General features: G+C 64.2%; 10 protein-coding genes and 1 pseudogene. 4 read left to right on the top strand and 7 right to left on the bottom strand.

Features of this window, described 5'->3' with window-relative positions; genetic code table 11:
- The first annotated feature begins 3 nt into the window (after nucleotides 1-3).
- Nucleotides 4-2,493: a penicillin acylase family protein gene (locus ASE11_RS17090; protein WP_056274493.1), complete on the top strand. Its 2,490-nt coding sequence runs from the start codon at nucleotides 4-6 to the stop codon at nucleotides 2,491-2,493.
- Between the two features lie 11 nt (nucleotides 2,494-2,504).
- Here ASE11_RS17090 and ASE11_RS17085 read toward each other — a convergent pair whose 3' ends face one another.
- From ASE11_RS17085 to ASE11_RS17065, 5 genes are read right to left on the bottom strand one after another with little or no spacing between them, the layout of a single operon-like run.
- Nucleotides 2,505-3,305 carry an ABC transporter ATP-binding protein gene (locus ASE11_RS17085; RefSeq protein WP_056274490.1) on the bottom strand — a complete coding sequence of 267 codons (801 nt, stop codon included), beginning with the start codon at nucleotides 3,303-3,305 and terminating at the stop codon, nucleotides 2,505-2,507.
- 26 nt (nucleotides 3,306-3,331) lie between these two features.
- Complete coding sequence (locus tag ASE11_RS17080) at nucleotides 3,332-4,471, bottom strand: succinylglutamate desuccinylase/aspartoacylase family protein (RefSeq protein WP_056274487.1); 1,140 nt, start codon at nucleotides 4,469-4,471, stop codon at nucleotides 3,332-3,334.
- A gap of 22 nt (nucleotides 4,472-4,493) precedes the next feature.
- Entirely contained in the window at nucleotides 4,494-5,207 is a 714-nt protein-coding gene (locus ASE11_RS17075; RefSeq protein ID WP_056274482.1) for an ABC transporter permease, read from the bottom strand.
- Nucleotides 5,208-5,216: 9 nt separating this feature from the next.
- A complete protein-coding gene (locus ASE11_RS17070; RefSeq protein WP_156406411.1) occupies nucleotides 5,217-5,903 on the bottom strand; it encodes an ABC transporter permease in 687 nt (228 codons plus the stop codon).
- A gap of 11 nt (nucleotides 5,904-5,914) precedes the next feature.
- Nucleotides 5,915-6,763 carry an ABC transporter substrate-binding protein gene (locus ASE11_RS17065; protein WP_082585810.1) on the bottom strand — a complete coding sequence of 283 codons (849 nt, stop codon included), beginning with the start codon at nucleotides 6,761-6,763 and terminating at the stop codon, nucleotides 5,915-5,917.
- Between the two features lie 305 nt (nucleotides 6,764-7,068).
- On the opposite strand from ASE11_RS17065, the pseudogene ASE11_RS27140 reads away from it, so the two are divergent.
- Both ASE11_RS27140 and ASE11_RS17055 read left to right on the top strand, forming a co-directional pair.
- Nucleotides 7,069-7,528, top strand: a pseudogene (locus ASE11_RS27140) (integrase); the annotation flags it as partial.
- 381 nt (nucleotides 7,529-7,909) lie between these two features.
- Entirely contained in the window at nucleotides 7,910-9,571 is a 1,662-nt protein-coding gene (locus ASE11_RS17055) for a flavin-containing monooxygenase (RefSeq protein WP_082585809.1), read from the top strand.
- Between the two features lie 61 nt (nucleotides 9,572-9,632).
- Here the strand turns inward: ASE11_RS17055 and ASE11_RS17050 are convergent, their stop codons facing one another.
- Nucleotides 9,633-10,385 carry an IclR family transcriptional regulator gene (locus tag ASE11_RS17050; protein ID WP_056274474.1) on the bottom strand — a complete coding sequence of 251 codons (753 nt, stop codon included), beginning with the start codon at nucleotides 10,383-10,385 and terminating at the stop codon, nucleotides 9,633-9,635.
- Nucleotides 10,386-10,392: 7 nt separating this feature from the next.
- Complete coding sequence (locus ASE11_RS17045; protein WP_200959377.1) at nucleotides 10,393-10,938, bottom strand: nuclear transport factor 2 family protein; 546 nt, start codon at nucleotides 10,936-10,938, stop codon at nucleotides 10,393-10,395.
- An 80-nt stretch (nucleotides 10,939-11,018) separates the two neighbouring features.
- Here ASE11_RS17045 and ASE11_RS17040 point away from each other — a divergent pair, with 80 nt between their 5' ends.
- A complete protein-coding gene (locus tag ASE11_RS17040) occupies nucleotides 11,019-11,777 on the top strand; it encodes an SDR family NAD(P)-dependent oxidoreductase (protein ID WP_056274472.1) in 759 nt (252 codons plus the stop codon).
- Nucleotides 11,778-11,784: the final 7 nt, after the last annotated feature.

Here is an 11,784-nt window from a genome sequence, read left to right as displayed (position 1 = left end):
ACCATGCGCTGGATCAAACGTTTCTTCAAACTCCTGGTGGTGCTGCTGGTCGCTGCGGCGGTCGTGGCCGCCTACTATGCGCAGAGCAGCCTGCCAAAGATGAATGGATCACTGCAGTTGAGCGGTCTGAGTGCGCCGGTCAAGGTGCACCGCGATGCCAGCGACGTGACACACATCCTGGCCAGCCGGCCAACGGATGCCTGGAAGGCCATGGGTTATGTGCACGCGCAGGAGCGCGGCTGGCAACTGGAATTCAACCGGCGCGTGATGCGCGGTGCGCTCTCCGAAGTGCTCGGCCCGGCCACCCTGGAAACCGACAAGCTCATGCGCACGCTGGGCATCCGCGAGGCCGCGAAGCGGCAGTGGGAGGGCTTGCCCGCCGATGCACGCCAGGCCCTGGCGGCCTACAGCGAAGGGGTCAATGCGTTCTTCGCCAACAGTTCCCAGGCACTGTCGCCCGAGTTCGTCTTGCTGGGTGTGGATCCCGGCGCCGAAGCCCGGGCCGGGCGCTATTGGGATCCGCTGGACAGCGTGGGCTGGTCGCTCATGATGGCGTTGGACCTCGGTGGCAACTGGGGCAACGAATTCGCGCGACTCACCGCCTTGCAAAGCATCGACACGCCGGCGTTGTGGGAACTGTTTCCACCGTATCCCGGTGAGCAGCCCGCGGCCACGGCCGACCTGGCCGCCCTGTACCGTGGTCTCGGGCTGTACCGAAGCGCGCCGACCACCACCTCGTTGGCCAGGCCGGAGGAATCGCAAAGCATGGCCGCGCTCATTGGCCGCGACATGCAGCGCTGGGCGAACGAGCTGGGCAACATCGAAGGCAAGGGCTCCAACAACTGGGTGGTGTCTGGCGCGCGCAGCAAGAGCGGCATGCCTTTGCTCGCCAACGATCCGCACCTGGGGTTGAGCGCGCCAGCTATCTGGTATTTCGCGCGCTTGCAGGCGCCCGATGCGGACGGCGTCAAAGGCATGGACGTGATCGGCGCCACCTTGCCCGGCACACCGTTTGTGGTGCTGGGGCGCACCGAGCAGGTCGCCTGGGGGTTCACCAACACCGGGCCCGACGTGCAAGACCTCTACATCGAGCAGATCAACCCGGCCAACCCGGCGCAGTACCGGGTGCCGGGCAGCACCGCCGAGCCGGTCTGGGCCGACTTCGCCCTGAGCATGGAAACTATCCGCGTGAAGGGCCAGCCCGACGTGAGCCACATGGTGCGCAGCACACGCCACGGCCCGGTGCTCAGCGACGCACAGGCGCGCCACGGCGAGGTCATCGACACCAGCCGTTTCGTGCTCGCCCTGCGCTGGAGCGCACTCGATACCGACAACCGCAACGTGGTGGCCACGATCGAGTCGAACCGCGCCCAGTCGGTCGCCGATCTGACGAAGGCGTTTGCCGATTTCCATTCACCCATGCAGAACGCGTTGATGGCCGATCGAACCGGCGTGATTGCCTACAAGGCCGTGGGCAAGATCCCCGTCAGGGCGCCGGACAACGACATCCGCGGCGTGGCGCCGGCGCCGGGCTGGGAGGCACGGTACGACTGGGCGGGTTGGTTGCCCTTTGAAGACACGCCGCAGGACGCGGGTGAGCGCGGCTGGATCGCCACCGCCAACCATCGCATCCACGCGGCCGACTACCCCCACTTCCTCACGCAGGACTGGGCGCCGTCGTACCGGCAGGAACGCATCGAAGCACTGTTGCAGGCCACGCCGCAGCACACGGTGGCATCTTTCCAGGCCATGCACGGCGACCTTCAGTCGGCCGCCACGGTGCGCCTGCTGCCATTCCTGCAAAAGACCCCGTCGAGCCACCCGCTGGCCGCTGCGGCACAGGCACAACTCAAGGAATTCAACGGAGAGATGCGGGGCGAGCTGGCGGCGCCCTTGATCTACACGGCGTGGGTGGATGCCTTCACGCGCCAGGTGTTGGGTGAGCGACTGGGGCAGGCACGCTTTGAGAGCATGTACGGCAAGCGCCTGTTTCGCAACGCGGTCGAGGGCATCCTGGAGCGCAACGACACCGCGTGGTGCGGCGCGGCAGGTTGCGAGGCGGCCAGCACGCAGGCGCTGGATCGCGCACTGGATCAGTTGCGCGTGAAGCAAGGCGACAACGTAGCCAACTGGCGCTGGGCCGACGCCCACCCGGCCATCTCCATCCACCGTCCACTGAGCAATGTCAAGCCGCTGGCGCCGTTCTTCGAAGTGCGATCGCCCACGGGCGGCGACCCGTTCACGATCAACGTGGGTCAGTACCACCTGGACAAAGCCGATGCGCCGTTTGCCAACCGGCACGCGGCCAGCCTGCGCGCCATCTACGACCTGGCCGACATGGACAACTCCCGGTTCATCTACCAGACCGGCCAGAGCGGCAACGTGTTCTCGGGCCGCTACCGCGACATGAGCAAGACCTGGTCGGCGGTGGAGTACCGGGCGCTCACCATGAAACCCGGCGAGTGGACTTCCACGCTCGAGCTGACACCCTGAAGAGGGGTGCGTTACTTCAAGTTGCCTGACAGGAACTGAGCGAGGCGCTCGCTCTTGGGTCGGGCCAGCACCTCGGCGGGCACACCCTGTTCTTCGATGCAGCCCTTGTGCAGGAAGATCAGGTGCGAGGACACCTCGCGCGCAAAGCCCATTTCGTGCGTGACCACCACCATGGTGCGGCCTTCTTCGGCCAACAGCTTCATCACACGCAGCACCTCGCCCACCAGTTCCGGATCGAGTGCGCTCGTGGGCTCGTCGAACAGCATCACGTCGGGCTCCACGGCCAGCGCGCGCGCGATCGCCACACGCTGCTGCTGACCGCCGCTCATGTGCGAGGGATATCGGTCTTCCACGCCCCGCAGGCCCACGCGTTCCAGGTAGCGGCGCGCGGTCTCCACCGCTTTGTCCTTCGGGATGCCCAGCACATGCACCGGCGCTTCAATGATGTTCTGCAACACCGTCATGTGGGCCCAGAGGTTGAAGTGCTGGAACACCATGGCCAGCTTGGTGCGCAAGCGCTGCAGCTGGGCGGCGTTGACCGCGCGCAACTCGCCACGCTTGTCTGCCTTGAGCTGCAACTCTTCGCCGGCCAGGACGATGCGACCGGTGTTGGGGTTCTCCAGCAGGTTGATGCAACGCAGCAGCGTGCTCTTGCCCGAACCCGAACTGCCGATCAGGCTGATCACGTCGCCAGCGCGGGCCTGCAGCGACACGCCTTTGAGCACTTCGTTGGATCCAAAACGCTTGTGGATGTCGTGGACCTCCAGCAAGGGGCGGCCGGGCGTTCGGGTGGCGGTGGTTTCTGCAGTCATGTTCGATGCCCGATGGAGATGGAAACTCAGGCGCCCAGCAGGTCGCCCGAGCGGAACGGTGTGGCGCCGGCGATCTTGCCGACTTCACCGCCTGCAACGATGTAGCGGTCGCGCACGCTGGCATACAGCACACCCGAGACCTCGGAGCGCACCTCATGCACCCGTGCAAGTCCAGCGGCCGTGGGGTCGATCACCTCGGCCACCACGTCCCCCACGTCCAGGTGCGTACCGGGTTTGGCCAGAAACACCAGCACACCCGGTACCGGTGAACGCAGTGTCTGCGAGCCCGCCAGCGGCGTCGGTTTGCAAGCCATGGGCGGCAGCTTGCGCGGCGCGATCGCAGCCAGGGCGCCTGTGTGCTCCAGGAAAGCGAAGATCGCCTGCGCGTCCTGCCGGGCGATGTCGTGTGACACGTCTCCCTCGCCACGCAGCTCCACCGTGGTGCTGGCACATGCCTGGGGCAGGGGGGCCTTCACGCCTTGGGCGCGCAGCGCAGCGGCCAATTGCCACCACAGACCCGAGAGGCGCTCGTCGAACGGCCCGCCGCCAGACTCGCGCGCCAGCAGCACGGCCTGGCAGCCAAGCAAGCGCGCGAGCGGCTCGAACGGTGGCCAGCAGGCCTCCTCGCTGTAGAGGTGCATCACCGCGTCGTTGTCGCAGTGGAGGTCGAGCACCAGGTCCGCGTCGTGGGAGAGCAGCAGCAACCGTCGGCGCATGCTGTCGAGTTCGCTGGCGGGCTGCCACTGGGCGAGCCACTCACCCACCAATTTGCGCACAGTGGCCACGTTGGCACGCGCGTCGGGGCCCATGCGGGAACTGGCTTCGGCCAGTACGGCGGCGGCCATGTCCGGGTAGTGGCGATTGAAATTCTGTGCCGTGTCGAACTCGAAACGGCCCATGGCGCGGTGGTCCAGGCGCTGGCTCAGGCCGATCGGGTTGGCCGCCGGGACCACGATGACCTCGCCCAGCAGGAGTCCCGCCTTTTCGGCCTCTTCCAGTCGCTCGCGCAAATGGTGCGCGACCAGCATGCCTGGCAGCTCTTCGGCGTGCAGGCTGGCCTGTATGTAGACCTTGGGACGAGCGCCGGGCGTGCCAAAGTGAAAACCTACCAAGGTCTTCTGACTGCCCAGGCTTGGGCTGAGCAAGGGGTATTCGGTGCGTTGCATGGTTCGACAGAGGCCGCGGCCCTCAATGTCCGCGGGGTGCCAGGTGGGCCAGGAAGCGCCGCTCGGCGAGCTTGAAGGCGCCCACCAGACTGAACGTGATGGTGAGGTAGATCGCGGCAGCAAAAATGTAGGCCTCGAAGGGCAGGTAGAAGTCCGAGTAGATGCGGCTGGCGGCGGCGGTCACATCCAGCATGGCAGGCACTGTGCTGGCCAGACTGGTGGCGTGCAGCATCATCACCACTTCGTTGCTGTAGGCCGGGAGGGTGCGGCGAATGGCGCTGGGCAGCACGATGCGGCGCATCGCCGTGGCGGAGCTCATGCCCATGGCCTGCGCGGCCTCGATTTCACCGGCCGCGGTTTCCCGGATCGCTCCCGCCAGCATCTCGGCGGTGTAGCCAGCGGTGTTCAGACTGAAGGCGAGCAACGCGCAGAAGAACGGCTCCTTGAAGTGTGTCCAGGGCCAGACGTCGTTCCAGCGCTCCTGGATCCAGTCCAGTTGCGCCAGACCGTAATAAATCATGTAGAGCTGGATCAGCAGCGGCGTGCCACGGATGACGTAGGTGTAGGCACCGACGAGCCAGCGCAGCGGTGCCACCGAGCTCGTCAACGCCAGCGCGAACAGCACGGCGAGCACTGTGCCCACGCCCAGCGACGAGAGCAGCAACCACAAGGTGGTGATGAGACCCTCGCCATACATGGCCAGGGTGCTGGGCTGAAAGATGACGTCCCATTTCATGGCTGTTGCTCAGGTGTTGGCGCGTTTCACGCCCAAGCTGAAGCGTCGATCCAGCCAGCGCAGCGCCCACAGCGACACGGAGGTGTAGGCCAAGAACAGCGCAGCGGCAAACAGGAAAAAGGTGAAGGGCTCGCGGGTGGCCGCACTGGCCTGTTTGGCCAGGTAGGTCATCTCCTGCAAACCGATCAGGCTCACGAGCGCCGTGGCTTTGATCAGCACCAACCAGTTGTTGGTGAATCCGGGCAGGGCGTAGCGCACCATTTGAGGGGCGGTGATGCGCAAGAAAGTGCGCACAGGGCCCATGCCGAACGCCCACGCAGCCTCCATCTGCCCCTTCGGGATCGAGAGGATGGCGCCACGGAAAGTCTCCGTCATGTAGGCGCCATAAATGAAGCCGATGGTGAGCATGCCCGCCAGGAACGGGTTGATGTCGACCGAGGATTTGCTGCCCATCGATTCGAGCAGGTGATTGAGTCCGATGGTGCCGCCATAGAAGATGAGCAGCATGAGCACCAGCTCGGGAATGCCACGCACCAGCGTGGTGTAGACGGTGGCCAGCCCCACGAGAATGGGGCGACCCGAGAGTTTGGCCACCGCGCCAAGCAGGCCCAGCAGGATGGCTACCACGAGGGCAGCCAGTGAAACGCCCACCGTGAGGAGGGCGCCCTGCAGGATCGAGGCGAAGTAGCCGGACAGCACGCTACAGCTTAGTTGCCGTACACGTCAAAGTCGAAGTACTTCTTGCTGACCGTCTCGTAGACGCCATTGGAGCGAATGGACTTGATGGCGGCGTTCAACTCATCCTTGAGAGCGGTCTCGCCTTTGCGCAGGGCCACGCCAACGCCGGTGCCGAAATACTTCGCATCTGCGAGCACAGGGCCCACGAAGCCGTAGCCGGCGCCTTCAGGCTTGCTCAGGAAGCCGCCATTGACTTCAACCTGATCAGCCACCGTACCGTCCAGGCGGCCGGACTTGATGTCCAGGTAGACCTGGTCCTGGGCTTCGTAGGGAACCACGCTCACGCCTGCGGCCTTGAGTTCACCCATGGCGTACTTCTCTTGCGTGCTGCCTTTGAGCACGCCGATTTTCTTACCCTTGAGCGAGGCCAGATCGGTGAAGGCCGTGCCGGTCTTGACCACGATGCGGCTGGGCGTGAAGTAGTACTTGTCGGTGAAGTCCACAACCTGCTGGCGTTCTTCGGTGATCGACATCGAGCTGACGATGACGTCGTATTTCTTGGCCTGCAGGCCGGGGATCATGCTGTCCCAGACTTGCTCGACGTAAACGCATTTGCGCTTGATCTCGTTGCACAGCGCTTCGGCGATGTCCACGTCAAAACCGGTGGGTTTGCCATCCGCGGTTTTGAAGGTGAAGGGCTCGTAGGTCGGGTCGATCGCAACCTTGAGTTCAGGCAGCTCGGCCGGTGCGGGCGCCGCAGCCGGAGCGGCAACGGGTGCAGGCGCAGGGGCAGCCTCAGGCGCTGGAGTTTCGGTCTTGCCGCAACCAACCAAGGCGGCGGCGCCAATCAGGCTCAGGGACAAAAGGAGGTTTTTCATGGACATCTTTCAATGGCGGTTAAGTTGATCGCCAAATGGGTTGATACAAGCGTTTGGATTGTAGGTTGACGCTTCAGGGTGCACCGTCATTGGGCTGCAGGTGTTTCCCCGCATAGTAGGGATGTACGGTCTGGATAAGGCACGGGAATACTAAGCAAGCTTCAAGCCCGAAACGGAAAGCACTTCCGCATCATTAACTATACATAATATACATCGTGGAAGATCAAGCCACCACCTAGGAAACGGCCTTGCAGCCCTGAAACCCGCATGGAACAAGCCCTTCGGTTCAAAGCCATGTGCACTAGCTCCCGCCCGAGATCGACGCCGGCTACAAACAAAAACCAGGACCGATGGCGCACACACACTGGTGCAGCGCCTGGCCGTGCTCGCCTTGACGTGAAAAACCCGTGTCAGGATCCCAAGGGCGCGCGAGTTGCTCTCGCGCACGCGCAAGGCCTACGCCAAACGCGTTGAGCTGCCCAAAAAGAAGGACGCGCTGACCAAGGGCCCGCTGCAGCTCGTGCTGGTCACCTGCGACGATTCACTGAAGGGAAAACGCGACCGCACCCTTCTCCTCTTTGCCTGGGCCAGTGGCGAGCGCCGGCGTTCCGAGGTGGCCGCGGCAGACGTCAAATTCCTGAATCGGCCCGAGAACCACTGCCGGTTCTGGGCGCGGCGGGTGTCGCCTTGCAAGCCTGGTTGTCGGTGAGCGGCATCCGCGAGGGCGCCCTCTTCCGCCGGGGGCTCAATGGCGGTGACTTGGGTGCGTTGCCGTGGTGCTCGGCTACCAGCGCCAGGGTGGGCTTTCCAACAATCCCGCCTCCAGTTTGCTCTCATGGCAATTAGAAGAGCACCGGCGATCAGTTAGCCTCTGCGTTCGGCCCGGCGCGGCGAACGGCCGACCTCCATCGCTGAGTAAGGGTGGGTTTTCTGGATGAATCGGATGTTGCAAGGTCGCGCCGTGTCTGTGCAGTCCAGCCACATAACCCTAGGCCAGAAAAAAACACATACGTGATATTTCAAACGCCATGCATTTGATACTTGCCTGTCGGCAGGTTAATTGCCATGATCGCGTCTGAGTAGACCGATCAACCTGCGGCAGCGCGTCGAACCGAAGCGGCACCGCAACAAGTCCAGGAGACAAGCATGGCGGCAACAGCCTTACCCCAACGTTCTCGGCCCGCGGATGACGGCGTCACGCGCCTCGACGTGATCATCGTCGGCGGCGGCTTCGGCGGCATGTACGCCGTGTACAAATTCAACAAGCTGGGTCTGAAGCTGCAGGCTTTCGAGTCCGGCAACGACGTCGGCGGCGTCTGGTATTGGAACCGCTACCCGGGCGCGCGCGTGGACCTGCCCAGCATCGACTACAGCTATTCCTTCTCGCCCGAGATCGAGCAGGAGTGGACCTGGTCCGAGCAGTACGCCGCGCAGCCCGAGTTGCTGCGCTACATTGACTTCGTGGCCAAGCGCCTCGATCTGCGCCGCCACTTTCAGTTCAACACCCGCGTCGACAGCGCGGTGTGGGACGAGGACCGTCAACTCTGGACCGTGAAGACCAACCGCGGAGACACCTTTGAGGCGCCCTTCTGCATCATGGCCACCGGCCCATTGTCGGTGCCCAAGAAGCCCGAGATCGAAGGCCTTGATCGCTTCAAAGGTCGACTGATGTACGCCGCGCGATGGCCACATGAGCCGGTCGACTTTGCTGGCAAGCGCGTGGGCGTGATCGGCACCGGGTCAACCGGCATCCAGATCGTGCAGGAAGTGGGCCGTCAGGCTGGCGAGCTATTTGTGTTCCAGCGCACGCCCAGCTTCACCATGCCCATGCGCAACGTGCCGATCGAGCCCGAGTACATGGCCGAGGTCAAGCGCCACTACGCAGGTATCCGCGAGATCGCGCGCAACAGCGCGATCGGTGGCGCGCGGCCGCTGTCTACGCGCGGTTTCTTCACCGTCACGCCGGGCCAGCGCCTCGCACTGCTCGAAGACTCCTGGAACCAGGGCGGCCTGGCCATGCTCGGCACCTTTGGCGACCTGATGATCAACGAAGAGGCCAATGAGCACGTGGCCGAGTTCGTGCGCGGCAAGATCGGCGAGGTCGTGACCGACCCGTCAACGGCGGAATCACTCAAGCCCCGCGGCTACCCCATCTTTGCGCGTCGGCCCTGCCTGGACACCGGCTACTACGAGACCTACAACCTGCCCAACGTCCACCTCATGGACTGCCTGACGGACCCGATCCTCGAAGCCACCGAAAAGGGCATCCGCACCGCAAGCGGCGAGACTGAACTCGACATCCTGATCCTGGCCACAGGTTACGACGGCCTCACCGGCGCGCTGCTGGCCTTTGACGTGGTGGGCCGCGACGGCCGCACGATACAGGACAAGTGGAAGAACGGCCCGCGTTCGCACCTGGGCATCATGCTGGAAGGTTTCCCCAATCTGTTCATGACCACCGGCCCCAACGGCCCGGCGGCGCTGGCCAACATCATCCGCATGAGCGAGAACGACGTCGACTGGATCGCCGACGCCATCACGCACCTGCGCAAGAACGGCCTGGGCAGCATCGAGCCCAGCAGGAAGATCGAAGACGACTGGATGGAGCTGGTGCACGCGCTAGCAAAGAACTCCCTGATCAACAAGGCCAAGACCTGGTGGGTGGGCGCGAACGTGGAAGGCAAACCGCAGGGCCTCACGCAGTTCATTGGCGGCTTCTTGAAGTACCGCGAGCACTGCGCCGCGGCCGCGGCCAACGGCTACGCGGGCCACCAGATCGAGCCGGTGCGCCAGGCAGTGGAGGTCTGATGACAAGGAGCGGCCTCAGCCGCTCCGTTTTCCATTTTCCTTCCACTGAAGGAAGTGGGCCCTACGGCCGTATCGAAGCCACGGCGCGGCGCAGCACCGCCGCGTAACGCACGCGGTTTGCCCGCACGCGCTCCAGGCTGCCACCCAGTCCGAGCACCACGGGTTGGCCATGAATGGTCACAGGCACCAGCGCGCACATCGTGGCGCCGTCCGCGAAGGGCATGCCCTCGATGTAGATCTGCGATTGGCCCTTGAATGACAGGATGCGCTGGACCATCTCGGCCACATTCACCCGCTCCGACGGTTGGGTGATGACAATGTTGGAGCGCCGAACCAGGCGCTCAATCTGCTCCGGGCTGCGCGTGGACATCAGCAGCCAGCCCAGCGAGGACTTCACCACCGGCCGCATACTGCCTTCCTCGGTATAGAAGCGCATGGCGTGCGTGGACTGGATGATGCGCACGTGCTGTATGTAAACATCGTTGAGCAAACCCAGCGACACGGTCTCGCCCGTCGCGTTGTGCACATCACGCATCGCCTCCAGCAGTTGCTCGTTGTCACCGAGCAGCGTGGGGCCGATCCACTCGCCCAGCGCAGCCACGCGCAGTGTGGGGAAATACACCCGCTGCACGCGGTCGTAGTTCAGGTAGCCCAGCACGGTCAGACTCTTGAGCAGCGCCGTCGTGCTCGACTGCGGGTAGCCGAGCGCGTCGGCGATATCCTTGCGCGAGCGCGGCACGCGCTCGGCGCGGAAGTGCTCAAGCAACTCCAGTGCACGCGCGGCCGATTTGACGGTCGCGGGGGTGCAGGTCATGGCGTGCTCAATTCTTCAGAGAAGCGAGCAGCGCATAGATGGGGTCGCTGTCGCGCAGCGATCCCACGGGCTGGCGCACCGAGCCGAAGTGCTCTGCCTCGCTCACGCCGGGCGTGCCCAACGAGCGCAGCCAGTCGTAGACCACGGTGCGCGCCGCAATGCGCCACTCGTCGCCACGCTTCTCGAAGCGGTCCACGTAGCGACCGGCGATGAAGACCTCGCGCGCGATGCCCTGCGCATCGCGGTCGCGCTGCAGCGCAAGGAAGTAGGTCTCGACGCCGGCCTGCATGCCTGCGAGCGTGATCGACATGTTGGTGATGTTGTGGATAGAGCGCTCGCTGTCCTTGGCGAGTTTTTTCAGGGCCCAGTCGATGAAACCGGTAGCGCTGCCCTGGTAGGGGCCGTGGCGGTCGGTTGCATCCGGCCAGTAAGCGCTGCGCAGCGCTTCTTCGTCCTGGCGGTCGATGCCGCGGCAGTACCGCGCCATGCATTCGCGGATCGCCTCGCGGTCCATCAGTTGGGTGACTTGCTGGTTCAGATCTGGGGTTGACATAGGGTATTTACTTAGTTTTTGACGCTATCGTGATTTACTAACCGGCAGGTAGAATAATTCACAACGATGGAGACTGCAACATGGGATCAAGATTGAAGGGCAAGGTGGCCCTTGTCACTGGCGGCGCACAAGGCATCGGGCGCGCCATCTGCGAACGCTTCGCGGCCGAGGGCGCCACCATCGGTGTGCTCGACATCAAGGGCGACAACGCAGAGCGCGCGGCCCAGGCGCTGCGCGACCAAGGCGCACAAGCCCAGGCCTACGCGGGCGACGTGGCCCAACGCGCCACTTTCGAGCACGCCGTCGAAGACCTCGAGCGCCGCTTCGGTCACTTCGACATCCTGGTCAACAACGCCATTTGGGTGCGCTACGGCCCCATCGATGCGATCACCCCCGAAACCCTGGCGCGCATGACCGGCACTGGTTTTCACTCGGTGGTCTGGGGCATTCAGATAGGTGCAGCCGCAATGGCGCGTTCGGGTGGCGGCGCCATCGTCAACATCGCCTCGGCCGCGAGCTTTCTGGGCATTCCGTCGGGCATGGTGTACTGCGGCGTGAAGTCCGGCGTGCTGGGCCTCACGCGCTCAGCGGCGGTCGATCTGGGCCCGCAGAAAATCCGCGTAAATGCGGTGTGCCCCGGCTCGGTGTCGACCGAAGGCGTGGCCATCAACGTCAATCCCGACATGGTGGCCAAACGCATTGCACGCACACCGCTGGGCCGCCTGGGCGAGGTGAACGACATTGCCTCGGCCGTTTGCTTCCTGGCCTCCGATGAGAGCAGCTTCGTCACAGGCGAATCGCTGCTGGTCGACGGTGGCGTGACCCACGCTCTTCTTTAAGAACCCT

It is taken from the genome of Hydrogenophaga sp. Root209 (assembly GCF_001428625.1).
In the GTDB taxonomy this organism is placed as follows: domain Bacteria; phylum Pseudomonadota; class Gammaproteobacteria; order Burkholderiales; family Burkholderiaceae_C; genus Hydrogenophaga.
Note: the sequence above shows the minus strand (reverse complement) of the source record. Positions and strands in the feature narration are given on the sequence as shown.